Below are 885 nucleotides of genomic sequence, written 5' to 3' on the forward strand. Positions count from 1 at the left end.
AAATTTCTATTATTGAGGTATTTACGAACAGTATTTCGTGACAATCCGGTCTTCCGAGCAATCGATCGAATCGATTGTCCCTCCCGAATATGCCAGCGTCGAATTACGCTTAGTAGAGCCACGTCTATCACTCCATTTTCTCCTGCTTTGCTGAAGCAGGGATAGGTTTATACGTGGGTCAAAATTCGATGCAAATATATGGCTTTAGTGGGTCAGTTTTGGGTGCAAATCAACAGCTAGGGAAGGAAATTATTGTTAAACAAGGCATCCAGGTATCCCTTGCCAACAATGGTGAAGAAGGCTACGAGAAAGCCATAAAAGGCAATTTCGATTTCATATTAATGGACATGCAAATGCCTTTAATGGATGGCTGCCAAGCTACCGAAAAGATACGGGAAAGCAATCAGAAGATCCCTATCATCGCGATGACCGCAAATGCCATGGCAGAAGACAAAGCAAAATGTCTTGCCTCGGGCATGAATGACTACGTGACCAAGCCCGTCAATGACAATGAGCTCTTTTCTGCCATTCTCAAACATGTCAAAGGCATCAGACAAAAGCAAAATCAAGCGCTATGCCCTCAGGAACAGCACCTTTCGGAACCAATCGAGCAGGTACAAACTGCCTCTGCGCCAGAGGAAAGCAGAATAAGTCAGGAGCTGTCGACTGAAGTCGAGGAAGTCGAGGAAGTCGAGGAAGTCGAGGAAGTCGAGGAAGTCGAGGAAGTCGAGGAAGTCGAGGAAGTCGAGGAAGTCGAGGAAGTCGAGGAAGTCGAGGAAGTCGAGGAAGTCGAGGAAAGTTTAAGCTCGGATCAACAAGAATCAAATAACACTGATGAACCAACAGAAAACGAAAATTCTTTAAACAAGACAGAACCGCCTCCAG

At 45.5% G+C, this 885-nt stretch carries 2 protein-coding genes; one reads left to right on the forward strand and one right to left on the reverse strand.

Annotated elements, in window-relative coordinates; all coding sequences use genetic code 11:
* On the reverse strand, positions 1-131 hold a 131-nt coding region (locus A3763_RS27075; RefSeq protein ID WP_156495143.1), incomplete at its 3' end, for a helix-turn-helix domain-containing protein.
* Between the two features lie 42 nt (positions 132-173).
* On the opposite strand from A3763_RS27075, the gene A3763_RS17305 reads away from it, so the two are divergent.
* A partial coding sequence (locus A3763_RS17305) for a response regulator (protein WP_156495144.1) occupies positions 174-885 on the forward strand: 712 nt, incomplete at its 3' end.

It is taken from the genome of Oleiphilus sp. HI0128, from assembly GCF_001635365.1.